The 13341-nt window shown below is 58.7% G+C and carries 14 protein-coding genes; 9 read left to right on the top strand and 5 right to left on the bottom strand.

Annotated elements, in window-relative coordinates; all coding sequences use genetic code 11:
* The first annotated feature begins 79 nt into the window (after positions 1–79).
* Positions 80–802, top strand: a complete 723-nt coding sequence (locus AOA61_RS19685; protein ID WP_099602481.1) for a hypothetical protein — start codon at positions 80–82, stop codon at positions 800–802.
* Between the two features lie 98 nt (positions 803–900).
* Here AOA61_RS19685 and AOA61_RS19680 read toward each other — a convergent pair whose 3' ends face one another.
* Positions 901–1443 (bottom strand): cytochrome b, encoded by a 543-nt coding sequence (locus AOA61_RS19680; RefSeq protein WP_099602480.1) that lies wholly within the window; start codon positions 1441–1443, stop codon positions 901–903.
* Between the two features lie 201 nt (positions 1444–1644).
* Between AOA61_RS19680 and AOA61_RS19675 the strand changes: the two genes are divergently transcribed.
* Genes AOA61_RS19675 through AOA61_RS19645 form a run of 7 tightly spaced genes read left to right on the top strand, consistent with a single transcriptional unit; the run spans position 1645 to position 7939 of the window.
* A complete protein-coding gene (locus AOA61_RS19675) occupies positions 1645–2322 on the top strand; it encodes a thermostable hemolysin (RefSeq protein ID WP_032887326.1) in 678 nt (225 codons plus the stop codon).
* Positions 2312–3793 carry an AMP-binding protein gene (locus AOA61_RS19670; protein WP_099602479.1) on the top strand — a complete coding sequence of 494 codons (1482 nt, stop codon included), beginning with the start codon at positions 2312–2314 and terminating at the stop codon, positions 3791–3793. The genes AOA61_RS19675 and AOA61_RS19670 overlap by 11 nt, the downstream gene beginning before the upstream one ends.
* Positions 3790–4464: a TenA family transcriptional regulator gene (locus AOA61_RS19665; protein WP_099602478.1), complete on the top strand. Its 675-nt coding sequence runs from the start codon at positions 3790–3792 to the stop codon at positions 4462–4464. The genes AOA61_RS19670 and AOA61_RS19665 overlap by 4 nt, the downstream gene beginning before the upstream one ends.
* Complete coding sequence (locus AOA61_RS19660) at positions 4451–5260, top strand: SDR family oxidoreductase (RefSeq protein WP_032887333.1); 810 nt, start codon at positions 4451–4453, stop codon at positions 5258–5260. Before AOA61_RS19665 ends, AOA61_RS19660 begins: the two co-directional genes overlap by 14 nt.
* Positions 5257–5901, top strand: coding sequence for a tetratricopeptide repeat protein (locus AOA61_RS19655; protein ID WP_095184773.1), 645 nt, complete (start codon positions 5257–5259; stop codon positions 5899–5901). The genes AOA61_RS19660 and AOA61_RS19655 overlap by 4 nt, the downstream gene beginning before the upstream one ends.
* Positions 5902–5912: 11 nt before the next feature.
* Positions 5913–6575, top strand: coding sequence for a response regulator (locus AOA61_RS19650; RefSeq protein ID WP_032887337.1), 663 nt, complete (start codon positions 5913–5915; stop codon positions 6573–6575).
* Positions 6572–7939: an ATP-binding protein gene (locus AOA61_RS19645; protein ID WP_095184774.1), complete on the top strand. Its 1368-nt coding sequence runs from the start codon at positions 6572–6574 to the stop codon at positions 7937–7939. Before AOA61_RS19650 ends, AOA61_RS19645 begins: the two co-directional genes overlap by 4 nt.
* A 104-nt stretch (positions 7940–8043) precedes the next feature.
* Here AOA61_RS19645 and AOA61_RS19640 read toward each other — a convergent pair whose 3' ends face one another.
* The 3 genes from AOA61_RS19640 to AOA61_RS19630 are packed head-to-tail and all read right to left on the bottom strand — an operon-like array spanning position 8044 to position 11052.
* A complete protein-coding gene (locus tag AOA61_RS19640) occupies positions 8044–8682 on the bottom strand; it encodes a dTMP kinase (RefSeq protein WP_099602477.1) in 639 nt (212 codons plus the stop codon).
* A 10-nt stretch (positions 8683–8692) separates the two neighbouring features.
* Positions 8693–10072: an LLM class flavin-dependent oxidoreductase gene (locus AOA61_RS19635; RefSeq protein WP_099602476.1), complete on the bottom strand. Its 1380-nt coding sequence runs from the start codon at positions 10070–10072 to the stop codon at positions 8693–8695.
* A 23-nt stretch (positions 10073–10095) separates the two neighbouring features.
* Entirely contained in the window at positions 10096–11052 is a 957-nt protein-coding gene (locus AOA61_RS19630) for an ABC transporter substrate-binding protein (RefSeq protein WP_099602475.1), read from the bottom strand.
* Between the two features lie 299 nt (positions 11053–11351).
* Between AOA61_RS19630 and AOA61_RS19625 the strand changes: the two genes are divergently transcribed.
* Complete coding sequence (locus AOA61_RS19625) at positions 11352–12221, top strand: oxaloacetate decarboxylase (RefSeq protein WP_099602474.1); 870 nt, start codon at positions 11352–11354, stop codon at positions 12219–12221.
* 10 nt (positions 12222–12231) lie between these two features.
* On the opposite strand, the gene AOA61_RS19620 is transcribed toward AOA61_RS19625, so the two are convergent.
* Positions 12232–13335 (bottom strand): aryl-sulfate sulfotransferase, encoded by a 1104-nt coding sequence (locus AOA61_RS19620; RefSeq protein WP_099602473.1) that lies wholly within the window; start codon positions 13333–13335, stop codon positions 12232–12234.
* Positions 13336–13341 lie beyond the last annotated feature (6 nt).

Genomic DNA, 13341 nt, shown 5'->3' with positions numbered 1-13341 from the left:
GTGCGTGACTTGGGAGAATGATTTCTTCTTGTCACGCTCTGCTACATTCATCGGAGGCCACAATCAGGGATAGAAACAAGTGACCATTCGCCTAAACGTTCGCCTTCTTTTATTCGTGCGATTCGCGAGCATCGCAATCGCGCTCACTGCAGCGACTGATGCCCACTCTGAGCAATACACAGTGGGCGGCAGATCGATTGAGCTGCCTTCGCCTCAAGGCTACTGCAAGATTGGCGAAACGCCCGGAGAGCAAAAGTTCGTTGAACTGACAGCCAAGGCCACTGGGCCGTCGAGCCGCATTTTGGCGTTGTTTTTGAGGTGCGAAGAGGTGGCAGAGTGGAGAAAAAACGCACCGTCCGAGTTAGTGAGCTCATCCGACTGGGTGGTGTTGGGCGTCATCCTGGACCGTGATGGTCAACTGCGGCCCATGGAGGGCGTGAGCCGTAAGGAGTTTGTCCGCACACTTGGAAGTGCAATGTCTAAAGATCCAACCCTCTTCTCGCGCACGAATGCTGACGCCCAGATTCGACTCAATAGCTTAGTAACCGGAGCGGACTTCAGGATGATGGGCACCCATGTTCTAAAGGCGGACGACGAAGCCATCTATTTCATTCTGGGAAGTGAAATACTCGCCGACAATGGTGAGCACCGCCGCGTAATCGCTGTATCAGCGATCACCCTACTTAAGGGCGTGCGCATCGTTTATGGCAACTATCGTCAAGTGAACCCATCACAGAATGGCAACGCGCTCTTTAGCAAGACGAACGCGCTGGTTCATGCCGCTGTGCAAGCCAATCCCTGAAACGGACCTCAGCGCCCACGACGGAAATTAAAGACTGACTCAACCCTTTTGAGTAGTGCGGCAACCTTTAAGTCGATAAGCGCTCAAGCCCCAGATCACTAACGTTTCGGTAGCATCCGCGTCAGGGTGTTGTCTCGCACCCAGTAGTGATGAAACAGCCCCGCAGCCGCATGCAAACCGATCAGCCAATAGCCGCTGCTACCGAGCAGCTCATGCCAATGTTTGAACTGCCTGGCCAAGTCTGGATCGGGCTGGACCAGCGCGGGTAAAAAGAACCCGAAGTAAGGCATCGGTTTACCTGCTGCAGACAACATTAACCAGGCAAGCACGGGCGTAGCGATCATCAGGCCATACAGGGCCAGATGCATCAGGTGCGATACCCCAGTCTGCCACGCCGGTAAGTTTGGCGTTATGGGTGGACGAGGAGTCAGGCGACCCAGCAGGCGTATCCAGACCAGAGCAAAAATGCTCAATCCGAAGACCCCATGCAACCCAAGGAACATCGCTTTCCACGGATTACCCCGTGGCAAAAGCCCTTTGATTTCGATACAGGCATACACGCCGACAAACAGTCCCAGCATCAACCAGTGCAAGGTGATCGACAGTTTTCCGTAACGATGGTCAGTTGAGTCTGGGGTCATGATGCGCCTCTTGAATAATTAACGCGGGCAAGTCATTCGCCCGGCCACGATCCGACGTGTCACCTAATCGAATGCCAGCACAGTGCCCATCAAGCCTTAAGGTAATCTGAAGGTGCGTTTGCATCGGCTTTTGCCACATTCAGACTTCGTTAAGAAATGCCCTCGATACTCTTCCCAAACCTACCGGGGAGACGTTGTCCAATGGCCGATTTCGACTGGCACATCGCATTACCACTCCACTTCGGCCAAGCCGGGTCTCCACCGCTGAGTATGGCTCGGGCCCTGCCCAGCGATGCGGCAAGGCCTCACTTCGAAACCTTTGTGCAGCAACGCTTTCGTCAGGCACACGGTGCTGACATTCGTCATTTCATGCCGCAACTGTTTGGCATGAGCGATGCGGCCGGAGAATTGTGCGCAGTCGCCGGCGTACGCCTGGCCAGCGAAGAACCTCTCTTTCTCGAACGCTATCTAGACGATTCGATTGATCCACTGATCGCCGCCGCTGCCGGCCGGCCGGTTGACCGCGCCTGCATCGTCGAGGTGGGCAACCTGGCTGCCAGTGACAACGGCAGCGCGCGTCTGAGCATCATCACCCTCACTTACATGCTGGCCCTGGGCGGGCTTGAGTGGGTGGCGTTTACGGGGAATATCGGGTTGGTCAACAGCTTCCATCGCCTCGGCTTAAAACCCGTGACGCTGTGCGCCGCCGACCCGGCGCGGCTCGGCGATGACCGCCACAGTTGGGGCAGTTATTACGAGAGCAAGCCCTGGGTGCATGTCGGCAATATCCGCGCGGGCTTTATCCATTTGCGCAACATCGGGTTATTCAATCGCCTGGGCTTGCCCACGTCACTCCTGGAGGCCACTCATGTCGCCTGAAGTCGAGCATTTCAAGAGAACCCTGCGCAGCCATGCTGAGCGCAACACAAACACCATTTCTTTATGGGGCGATGAGCTGAAGCTGGACTACGCCACGTTGTATGCCGAGGTCGTGTATCGCCAGGAACGCCTGCGTGACGAGAACGTCAAGGTGGTCGCGCTGGCTTTGGATAACGGCGTCGAGGCGCTGATATGGGATCTGGCCGCGCTGTTCGAAGGGCTGACGTGCCTAACGCTGCCACCGTTCTTCACGCCCTCCCAGCGCAAGCATTGCCTGGACCAAAGCCAAGCAGAACTGTTAATCGCAGAAGTCGAGTTGGAGTCTGAACTGCAAACAGCGGGTTTCGAGAAAACCGGCGAATTCTGGCGTAAGGCTGTTCACGGCCCATCGCTGATGCCTGAGGGCACCGCGAAACTGACGTTTACGTCGGGCACTACCGGCACCCCCAAAGGCGTGTGCCTCAGCGCCGAGAGCATTGTGTGCGTCGCGCGTGAGTTGTATGAGGCGAGCCGGCCCAACGATCCGCAGCACCACCTTGCTGTTCTGCCCCTTGCGATCCTGTTGGAAAACATCGGCTGTTATGCCGCGCTGTATGCGGGCGCAACCCTGAGCCTGCCCAGTCAGGCAACCTTGGGTATTCAGGGCGCCAGCGGCGTTGATGTACCGCGACTGCTCGGCTGCCTGGCCTCTCGCGCCCCCGACAGCCTGATTCTCGTGCCACAGCTGCTGTTACTGCTGGTGAGTGCTGCCGAACAGAACGCCTTCAATCCAAAGACGCTGCATTTTGCAGCCGTGGGCGGCGCGCGCGTTTCACACGAACTTCTGGACCGTGCGCAACGCGTTGGCATGCCGGTTTACGAAGGTTACGGGCTGTCGGAATGCGCATCGGTGGTGTGCCTCAATAGCCCAGGGGCGCGCCGCGCAGGCAGTGTCGGAAAACCGCTGCCGCACGTTGAGGTGCGTCTGGCCGAGGACGGCGAAGTACTGATTAAGGGCGCTACTTTGCTGGGTTATCTGGGCGAGCCGCCTCACGCCCATGAATGGTGGTCCAGTGGCGACATCGGCGAATTTGACGATGAAGGTTTCCTCTACCTGAAGGGGCGCAAGAAACATCAATTCGTGACCAGTTTCGGGCGCAACGTGAACCCTGAATGGGTTGAGGCCGAACTGACACAGCGCCGCCACATCGCCCAAGCCTTCGTGTATGGCGAAGCCATGCCAAGCAACCATGCATTGTTGTGGCCTCATCGACCCGATTGCACCGATGAGGCGTTGGCGGCGGCGGTTGCCGAGGCCAACGAGGCGTTGCCCCATTACGCCCAAGTCCATCACTGGACCCGCCTGCCCCACCCATTCACGCCCGCCAATGGCCTGCTGACCGCCAACGGCAGACCCCGCCGCGACGCCATTGTCGAGCTTTACCAGACACAACTGACTGCTCCCCTACGCACCGAGGAATCTGAATCATGAGTTTTTTTGACACGCTGCAACTGGCCACGCAAAAAGAACGGGCCGAATTGTTCAACCTTCCGGTCATTCGTGATGCCCTTGAGGGAAGGGTCAGCCTGGAAAGCTATCGGGCCTTTCTGACTCAGGCTTACTACCACGTACGCCACACCGTACCGTTGATGATGGCCTGTGGTGCACGCCTCCCGTCGCGCCTGGAGTGGCTGCGCAAAGCGGTCTGCGAATACATCGAAGACGAATACGGCCATGAACAATGGGTACTCAACGACATCCATGCCTGCGGCGGCGACAAGGATGCAGTGCGTGAAGGGCGTCCGTCCTTGCCCATTGAGCTGATGATCAGCTTCCTCTATGACCTCATCGCCCGGGATAACCCAGTAGGCCTGTTCGGCATGGTCAACGTGCTTGAAGGTACCAGCATCGCCTTGGCGACCCATGCTGCAGGCGCTATTCGCGAACGCCTTGAGTTACCGGAAACGGCGTTCAGCTACCTCAGTTCCCATGGCTCGCTCGATATTGAACATATGCAAACTTATCGCCGATTGATGGACACACTGGACGACCCGAGCGATCAGGCTGCGGTCATACACGCCTCCAAGGTCGTCTACACCCTCTACACCGACATGTTTCGTGGCTTGCCGCGTGACGGGGAGCGTTTGCATGCGCCTGTCTGAGGCCCGTGCGGTATTGACCGGCGCCAGCGGCGGTATCGGTCTGGCGATCGCTCATGCCCTGTGCGCCAGCGGCGCCTCTGTGTTGGTGGTATCGAGGAACCGAGAGTCATTGGTGCCGTTGCTTGATCAGTATCCGAACCAGGTGTTGTGGGTGGGTGCCGACCTCACGTTTCTAGCAGATCGTCGTAAGGTGCTGGCGGCGGCCGAGGCCATGGGCGGGGTCAACTTGCTGATAAACGCTGCCGGGATCAACCACTTCGCCATGCTTGAGCAACTGGCAGACAGCGACATCAATGCAATGCTGGCGGTAAACATCAGCGCACCGATCTGCCTGACCAAAATCCTGCTGCCGCTGCTCAAGCAAGCCCCAAGCGCGATGGTCGTCAACGTTGGCTCCACGTACGGCTCTATCGGCTATCCCGGATATGCCAGCTATTGCGCGAGCAAGTTTGCGTTGCGCGGTTTTTCCGAAGCCTTGCGCCGAGAACTGGCAGACACCCGTGTTGGCGTTTTATACGTCGCGCCTCGGGCCACCCGCACCCCCATGAATAGTCCGGCTGCGCAGGCGTTGAATGATGCCCTCAAATCCAATGTCGACGACCCGGAAACCGTCGCATCCGCAGTGATCCGCGCAATTGCCGGCGACCACCGCGACTTGTACCTCGGATGGCAAGAGCGATTTTTTGTGCGCCTCAACAGCCTGCTGCCCAACTTGGTGGACCGAGGCTTGCGCAAACAGTTACCTCTGGTCCGTCGCCTCAGTGAAAAAAACGACAGTGAGCACCCTAAACCATGAAAAAAATTCTCTGTGGCCTGTTGCTCGGCGCTATGAGCCATAACGTCTGGGCCCTTGACGCTGCTGACCAGCAGCGCCTCGCTAATATTCAGCAAAGTTGGGCACATATCCAATACGAACTGCCCGCAGACCAGCGTACTGCTGCGTTTGAACAGCTCGCCACGCAGGCCGACGCCTTTACTCAAGAACGCCAGTCAGTCGCCGAGGCATGGATATGGTCCGGCATTGTCACCAGCAGTTGGGCCGGCGCCCAGGGTGGGCTCGGTGCCCTGAGCAAGGTCAAGCTGGCAAAGGCCGATCTTGAAAAAGCCATCGCCCTGGACCCCAAAGCCTTGCAAGGCTCGGCTTATACCAGCCTTGCTGCGTTGTACGATCGCGTGCCGGGCTGGCCCATTGGGTTCGGCGACTCGGACAAAGCAGAGGTGTTACTCAAGCAAGCCTTGCAACTGAACCCGAACGGCATCGATAGTCTGTACTTCTGGGGTGATCACCTCTACCGTCAAAAGCGCTATACCGACGCCCACGCGGCACTGCAAAAAGCACTGCTGGCCGCCCCAAGGCCAGGCCGCGAAACCGCTGACGCTGGACGGCGCAAGGAAATCGAAGCGTTGCTGCAGGATATAACCAAGAAACTCGGCTGACAGGAGTCCGTGTGCGCATATTATTGATCGAGGATGACGTCGCTCTGGGCGAGGGTATTCACCAGGCGCTGGTACGAGAAAGCTATACCGTCGACTGGTTACAGGATGGCAGTAGCGCCTTGCATGCTCTGCTCAGTGAAACGTTTGATCTGGCCGTACTCGACCTTGGCTTGCCGCGCATGGATGGACTCGAAGTGCTGCGCCGCTTGCGTGACAGTGGCTCCAATCTGCCGGTGTTGATCCTGACCGCTCGGGACGCCACAGAGGACCGCATCGCAGGGCTCGACGCCGGTGCCGACGACTATTTGATCAAACCGTTCGACCTGGCAGAACTCAAGGCACGCCTCAGGGCGTTGCTGCGACGCAGTGCGGGCCGCGCCCAGGTGTTGATTGAGCACGCAGGCATCAGCCTGAACCCGGGAACTCAACAAGTCAGCTATCAGGGCGAAGCGGTCGCCCTGACCCCCAAGGAGTATCAGTTACTCCATGAGTTGCTTTCCCCGCCGGGTCGGGTGATGACGCGCGACCAACTGATGCAGTTACTCTACGGCTGGAACGAAGAGGCAGAAAGCAACACGCTGGAGGTGCATATCCATCACTTGCGCAAGAAGTTTTCGAGCCAACTGATCCGCACGATCCGTGGGGTCGGTTACCTGGTGGAAGAGCGCCCATGACGTCTATTCGGCGACGTACGCTCAGGTTGATTCTGGGTCTGTTGTTCCTCGGGCTGTTGCTCATGACCGTTGTCAATCTCCACGACAGCAATCATGAAATCGACGAGGTATACGACGCTCAGCTGGCGCAGAACGCACGTCTGCTGCAGGGCGTGATGCGCATGCCAATGGCGAGCAACGAGCACGCAAAGCTGTATGAGGCGTTCAACCAGGCATTGGGGCTCGCCGCGCCCAGAGTGGATGGCCACCCGTATGAAAGCAAAATCGCTTTTCAGGTGTGGAACGCGGATGGCACGTTGCTGGTGCACACCTCCAGTGCGCCGTCCTTTAGTTCGCCTCCGGTCAAACCGGGTTTCAGTGACATCACGGATATCAACAACCGAACCTGGCGCGCATTTGTGTTGGATGATGCCCAATACAATCTGAAAATTTGGGTGGGAGAGCGGGACGATGTGCGTGCCGACCTGGTGGATCGCATCGTCCGCCATACGGTTTTACCTAACTTGATAGGTAGCCTGCTGCTTGCCGCAGTGATCTGGTTGGCCATTGGCTGGGGGCTCAAACCGTTGAGCAATATGGCTGAAACCTTGCGAGCGAGGCATTCAGGTTCTCTCGAACCCTTGCAGTTGAATCCGCTGCCTACTGAGCTGGAGCCCATGCAGGCCGCCCTGAATCGTGTGCTGGCACAGATCCAGGAGGTGATGGGCCGTGAGCGACGCTTTATCGCGGATGCCGCCCATGAAATGCGCACACCGCTCGCCGTGCTCAAGGTCCACGCAGAAAACCTCGTGGAGGCCGTCAGTGAGGAAGATCGGCGCGAATCCCTCAATTACCTGATCGTAGGTGTGGACCGCACCACTCGCCTGGTCAATCAACTCTTGACCATGGCCCGTATCGAACCGCAACCCCAAACTCATGAGGCGCAGAGCATCGATCTAGTGGCGACGATTCGGGGCGGTCTGGTGCAAATGACACCCTGGCTGCTGAGCAAGGGGCTTGAACTCGTGTTCGAACCCATGGAAGAGGTCTGCCTTGTTAAGGTCGATGCAGCCGTCATACATATTGCCTTGAACAACTTGGTCACCAATGCCGCCAACTTTTCCCCTCCCCAGGGAGTGATTACCGTGCGGTTGATGAAAAACCAGGATCACTACGAATTATGTGTTGAGGACGAGGGGCCAGGCATCGATGAAGCAGAATGTGATCGACTTTTTGAGCGGTTCTACAGTCGTGGAAATGATCAAGGCGCTGGGCTGGGGCTGACCATCGTCCGGTCCATCGCAAGTCGTTTGGGAGGGAGCGTGCGTTTAGAAAACCGTGAATGCGGAGGATTGCGCGCAACATTCGAGATCTTGAGGTTCTAAAAATCCATGGCATTCGAAGTAGCCGGACAGCGCATTTTTTAAAGGCTGTTGCTGGATGCCTGAGGGAATCGTCACTGTCTGGCTGATATCCGATAGCGAGTGCCTTAACCCTGATTGGTTAGAGGCGAAACATCACGAAGGACTCTTTGGATATGAGCAACCACCTGCATGGTTGCCTCTTCGATCGTTCCTTCATTGCGGCAGAGCACCCAGTCATGATCGGCAACCGCCTGCTCAAACGCCTCGGTGCTAGCAACATGTTCTTCCAACGCATGCATGACCGTACTGCTCAACCCGCGCGTTCGTGCAGCCGCTCGCGCCCATGAAATCTCAGGCGCGGTGACAACCCCAACGTGCAGGTCTGGCACTTGCACGTTGCGGTCACGGTTCAGCTGGAGAATCTCTGCAAACGGCACCAGCCGGCGAAACGCCGCTTCTGACGGGTACCAGCGATCCATCAGGATGATGCTGCCCGGCGGCTGTTCCGGTAGCACCTGTTGGGAAATCCACCGGCGGCTATCAGCAAAGCGCTCGCACACCGTCAGCTCCAACTCCCTGCTGGGGTTTCTGACGAATTGATTAACCAGGGCCATGGTTTCAGCCCTGTAGGGATCGCTTTTTTTCTCGCTCAGCCGGATCACTGTGTGGTGGTCGACCCTCAGGGCTTTCGTCACGGCCTCCAACAGTGTGGTCTTGCCGACGCCCTTGGGACCATCCAGAGAAACAAACAACGCACGCTTCATTTTTCACATATCAACGGGTAACGGATGACCACTCTAACCCGGTTGCTGGGTCCACCGTAAACGTCGACCCGCGACGCTCAAACCGGGGGATCTCCAATCCCAGGCTTTCACGCAAGGTTGTCCCTTCATACGCGGTGCGGTAGACACCACGCGCCTGCAACAACGGTATGACTTCCTGGGTGAAACGATGGAATTGCTCGGGGTGCCCGATGTAGATATTGAACCCATCCACGGCCCGCGCCTCGAACCATTCGGCCATTTTCTGCGCGACGGTTTCAGCCGTACCCACGAATGCACCGGGACGCAGTTGTCGGCCGAACTCTACGGCCTGGCGCAGCGTGAAGCCTTTCTCGCGCGCTTGGTCTGCAATGCGTTTGGCAGCGGTAAAGAAGCTGCTGCGCGCAGCCTCCAGGCTTTGCTGGGGAAACGGTGCATCGAGGTCGTACTGGCTGAAATCATGCCAGCCGAAATTGCGCCCGAACTCCTTCAGGGCGAGCTCAAAGCTGTGATCGGTCTGATGATAGTGCTGCTCGATTTCCCGAGCGTGCTCGTCAGTGTCGCCAACATAAATTTCAGCGCCCGGCATGACCAGCAATTGCTCCGGGTCGCGCCCCTGTTGCGCCGCCCTGCCCTTTATATCCTGATAAAAAGCCTGGCCCTGCTCGATACTGGCGGCATGGGTGAAGATCACATCCGCCGTCGCAGCCCCCAGGTCGCGCCCCTGCTGCGAATCACCAGCCTGGAAGATCACCGGTTGGCCTTGCGCTGAACGTTGGATATTCAACGGGCCGACCACCGAAAAGTGTTCGCCCTGGTGATTCAGGCTATGCAGTTTGCTCGGATCGAGAAACTGGCCGGTCGCCCGGTCACGTACGAATGCATCGTCCTCGTAGGAGTTCCACAACCCCTGCACCACCTGGACGTGTTCCGCCGCGCGGCCGTAGCGTGTGTCGTAGTCGTAATGTTCGTCGCGGCTGTAATTGCCCGCCGTGCCGGCGTCGCCGCTGGTGACCACATTCCAACCCGCACGGCCTTTGCTGATCAGGTCCAGTGACGCCAGGCGCCGCGCGACGTTATACGGCGAGTTATAAGAGGTAGTGAGCGTGCCCACCAGGCCAATGTGTCGAGTGCTCACGGCGAGCGCCGATAACAGCGTCAGCGGTTCCAGTCGATTCAGGTAATGGGACGGTGAGCCCGGCGTAATGAACTGACTGTCGACGATAAATATCAAGTCGAACAGCGCCGCCTCGGCTTGGCGCGCGATCTCGATATACCAGTCGACGTTGACGCTCGCATCGACCGGCAATTGAGGGTCGAGCCACAGGTTGTGTCGGCCTGGACCGCCGCTGCCCATGGTCAAGGCACCCAGTTTGAGCTGTCGTTTGGTCATTTGCAGAGGATTCCTTGAGGCGTTCACGGCTGTTTAGTAGCGACGGCGGGCTGCAAAGACGCCGCGAACGAGTCATCAAACAAGCTGGCAGCCGGAAAAGACTTGACCAGTCCCTGGCCGGCAAAAAAGTCCACGGTCTTTTGCGCTTCGACGGGAGATTGGGCCGTTACGGGCTCGACGGTGGTGCGCGCGCGGGCAAACCAGGCACGGGCGATTTCAGCATCCGCTCGGGTACGTTTGGCCCACGCGTCGGCATAGGCGTCTGTGTTGGCCGGCGCTTGGCGAGCCCAGTCGCGTGCTTTCTTCAGGCGCTGGAGAAAGTCACTGATGGGCGCCCGTTTGGCGTCCACAGCACTGGCGTTGGCGGCAATGAAACTCTGGGCTGGAATCAGCCCTTGCGCCGTGGCCAGCACCCGCGCGCCTTGGCGTTCCTGCTGTGTCACATAGGGTTCCCAGGTCGCGATGACGTCAACCGAGCCGCCTTCCAGCGCGTGGGAGGCATCCAACGCGCTCAGGTAACGCAACTCCAGGGCGTCGCGCTGCACGCCGGCTTTGTCCAGCGCTGTCAGCAATAATTGCTGGCTCCAGGAGCCTTTCCAGATGGCCGCGCGCTTGCCTGCAAGGTCCGCGAGACTCTTGATCGGCGAATCCTTCGCAACCAGAATCGCCACGCCGTCGAGATTTTGCCGACTGACGGCAATCACCTTGATTGGCGCGCCCAATGCGCCCAGGAACAGCACAGGCGCATCCCCCAGCAGGCCGATGTCGAGGCTGCCGACGTTGAGCGCTTCGGCAACTGGCGAGCCGGCGGTGAATTGCTTCCATTCAAGGGTATAGGGAAGATCGTCCAGCCCCCCCGCCGCTTCCATGACGGCTTGGGCGTTGTAGCTTTGGTCGCCGACCACCAGCGTTTGCGCGTTCGCGGTCAGGCTCAGCAGTGCGGCGGCTAACCCGGCCGCCAGTTTTGAAAGGTAACGCACGTTCGTCTCCAGATGCCTTGTCAGGCAGATCAAGTCGATCCGCGCGTGCGGTCTCGGTAGTGTTCACAGGAATAATCTGCCTCATACGATGAGGCCCATCCAGCCACCTGTAAAATACTGATAACGCATAACGTAATTCTATAATAATGCCACCTACGCATTTTAACGCCAGCGTGCAACATCTGTTTGGCGCATACCCCATGCTCAAACGTCATAATCCCCGGCCTGCCTGCATGGTAATCTCGCGCGACCACGAATAGACATATGTCGTCACATGACGATCAGAGCCAGGAAAGAACATGCCCAAAAAATCTCACTCGACGCTGCGCCGTGACTTCCGCGAATTGCTTGCCAAGCCGAGCTGCGTTGAAACTGCTTCCGTATTTGACCCCATGTCCGCCCGTATCGCGGCGGACCTGGGGTTTGAGGTGGGTATCCTGGGAGGGTCAGTCGCGTCGTTGCAGGTATTGGCGGCGCCCGATTTTGCGTTGATCACGCTGAGTGAGTTCGTTGAGCAGGCCACGCGCATTGGGCGTGTCGCTCAACTGCCGTTTATCGCCGACGCCGACCACGGTTACGGCAATGCCCTCAACGTGATGCGCACCGTCGAAGAGCTTGAGCGCGCCGGCGTGGCCGCATTGACGATTGAAGACACCCTGCTGCCGGCGCAATTCGGGCGAAAATCCACCGACCTGATTTCCATCGAGGAAGGCATTGGCAAAGTCCGCGCCGCCCTGGAAGCCCGTGTCGATCCTGAACTCTCAATCATCGCTCGGACCAATGCGGGTGTGTTGCCCGCCGAAGCGGTGATCGAGCGCACCCTGGCCTATCAAAAAGCCGGTGCGGATGGGATCTGCATGGTGGGCGTGAGTGACTTCGAGCATCTGGAAAAAATCGCAGAAAACCTCACCGTTCCACTGATGCTGGTGACCTACGGCAATCCCAAGCTCAACGACGCCCAGCGCCTCGCGAGCCTGGGCGTGCGCGTGGTGGTTGCCGGGCATGGCGCCTATTTCGCGGCGATCAAAGCCACTTACGACAGCTTGCGTGCCCAGCGCCAATTAACCCATAGCACCTCTAATCTCAGCGCGACCGAACTGACGCACACTTACACGCTCCCGGAAAACTACGTGGCGTGGGCTGAAGAGTTCATGGACGTCAAAGAGTAATCCTCCCCCCTCACAGCCAGGCAATGTCCTCGCGCTGGTAACGGTGCGCACGGAAGATCGCGTTGTTTTCTCCCGGCAGGTAACGCCGGGAGGCTGCATCGGGATAGGCGGCAAAGTGCGGATTGATGTACTCCCACACCACTTCGTTGGCTGGCGTGACTTCGAACAGACGGCCAAAGTTGGCTTCGGTCACCAGCGTGTTGCCATTGTGCAGACGCTGGGCGCCGCCCATGAATGGCGTGAAGAAGGCATAACCCGGCGTGTCCGCGTACTGCCATTCGATACGCTGCGTGTGCGGGTCGATCTCCAGGATGCGCGAGTGCGGCATGCTCACATGTGGGCGTGAAATGCCGTTGTCGAACACCAGCACATTGCCGTTTTCCAGCTCAGTCGGGCAATGCTGCTGCGCGACCAGATCGTGGCCCAGGCGCCACAACACTTCGCCACTGCCACGCTGGATAGCAATCACCGAAGAGACACTGCGCAAACTGAGAATGACCTTACCGTCACTGCCCGGCGAGACCGCGTTGGTCATCGGCCAGTGGTAACGCTCGAATGTGTCGTGCAGCGGGTAATCCTCGGGCCGCAAATGCTCCCAACTGCGCCACTCCCAGACCACCTGCCCTTGGCGGTCAACCTCCTTGACCACGTCCGCATAAATCACGCCACCCGCCGCCTCGCTGCCGGGAATGCCGCCGACCACTCGGCTGGCCAACTCCGCACTCAAGGGCTCCACCGTGGTGTACAGCAGGTGGCCGTTGTCCAGCCATTGAGCGTCGTGATGGTGCAGCAAATCGGTGTATTCCCACACCACCTCGCCTTGGGGGGTGACCTCGCTGAAGGCACCGCCGTGCCACACCGACCAACCGGGAAAGAGCTCCGGGGAATCCGGGTGATTGCCGTTGTAGCCCAGGTTGCCGTTGCCCAGGATCACAGCGTCGCGGCCGGGGCGCTGAGGGAGCTTCCAGCGGTGCACGACCTCGCCGTCGATGTCGATCAGGAACACATTGCCCTCGGCGGTTTGCGGTGCGAACAAGGTGTAGCCACCCGCGCTGCGGGCGTGGTCGACGGTGATAAGGCCGGTCTTCTGGCGTTTGAGGGTGGTGCTGTGCATGAGGTT

The sequence above is a fragment of the Pseudomonas sp. 2995-1 genome (assembly GCF_002742505.1).
In the GTDB taxonomy this organism is placed as follows: Bacteria; Pseudomonadota; Gammaproteobacteria; order Pseudomonadales; family Pseudomonadaceae; genus Aquipseudomonas; species Aquipseudomonas sivasensis.
The sequence above is the reverse complement of the archived record's forward strand: the minus strand, read 5'-3'. Positions and strand labels throughout refer to the sequence as shown.

Excerpts from the sequence above, each read along its gene's own strand:
- AOA61_RS19680 (WP_099602480.1), bottom strand. The coding sequence starts at position 1,443 with ATGACCCCAGACTCAACTGACCATCGTTACGGAAAACTGTCGATCACC.
- AOA61_RS19675 (WP_032887326.1), top strand. The coding sequence starts at position 1,645 with ATGGCCGATTTCGACTGGCACATCGCATTACCACTCCACTTCGGCCAA.
- AOA61_RS19670 (WP_099602479.1), top strand. The coding sequence starts at position 2,312 with ATGTCGCCTGAAGTCGAGCATTTCAAGAGAACCCTGCGCAGCCATGCT.
- AOA61_RS19665 (WP_099602478.1), top strand. The coding sequence starts at position 3,790 with ATGAGTTTTTTTGACACGCTGCAACTGGCCACGCAAAAAGAACGGGCC.
- AOA61_RS19660 (WP_032887333.1), top strand. The coding sequence starts at position 4,451 with ATGCGCCTGTCTGAGGCCCGTGCGGTATTGACCGGCGCCAGCGGCGGT.
- AOA61_RS19655 (WP_095184773.1), top strand. The coding sequence starts at position 5,257 with ATGAAAAAAATTCTCTGTGGCCTGTTGCTCGGCGCTATGAGCCATAAC.
- AOA61_RS19645 (WP_095184774.1), top strand. The coding sequence starts at position 6,572 with ATGACGTCTATTCGGCGACGTACGCTCAGGTTGATTCTGGGTCTGTTG.
- AOA61_RS19640 (WP_099602477.1), bottom strand. The coding sequence starts at position 8,682 with ATGAAGCGTGCGTTGTTTGTTTCTCTGGATGGTCCCAAGGGCGTCGGC.
- AOA61_RS19635 (WP_099602476.1), bottom strand. The coding sequence starts at position 10,072 with ATGACCAAACGACAGCTCAAACTGGGTGCCTTGACCATGGGCAGCGGC.
- AOA61_RS19625 (WP_099602474.1), top strand. The coding sequence starts at position 11,352 with ATGCCCAAAAAATCTCACTCGACGCTGCGCCGTGACTTCCGCGAATTG.
- AOA61_RS19620 (WP_099602473.1), bottom strand. The coding sequence starts at position 13,335 with ATGCACAGCACCACCCTCAAACGCCAGAAGACCGGCCTTATCACCGTC.